1 protein-coding gene is annotated in these 292 nt (G+C 59.2%); it reads right to left on the bottom strand.

All coding sequences use genetic code 11. From position 1 onward, the window contains the following. Positions 1-186: GNAT family N-acetyltransferase (locus SB756_RS29280; protein WP_410913048.1), on the bottom strand; the 186-nt coding region annotated here is incomplete at its 3' end. Positions 187-292: the final 106 nt, after the last annotated feature.

Raw genomic sequence — 292 nt, 5'->3', positions numbered from 1 at the left:
CAGCGCCTGCTCGGTCAGCGCCGCGGCAATACCGCGCCCACGCAGTGCGTTGGGCACGAAAGTGCGATAGATATCCAGGGTCTGCTTACCCAGGTCCATATAGGTCAGGTAGGCACGATGACCGTCCACATTGGTCTCGAACTGATGACCAGCCTGGTCATGGTGGATGGACAACGCCTCGCTCATCACTACTCCTTGCGGGTCTGGAATGCTGACCCCTACCTTACCGATGTTTTTCCGGCGAAGGAACAACTTACGCCACCTCGTGCCTGTCGGCCGCCCGTAGAAGCTC

Source organism: Pseudomonas sp. SIMBA_068, assembly GCF_046534705.1.
GTDB classification, from domain to species: domain Bacteria; phylum Pseudomonadota; class Gammaproteobacteria; order Pseudomonadales; family Pseudomonadaceae; genus Aquipseudomonas; species Aquipseudomonas putida.
Note: the sequence above shows the minus strand (reverse complement) of the source record. Positions and strands in the feature narration are given on the sequence as shown.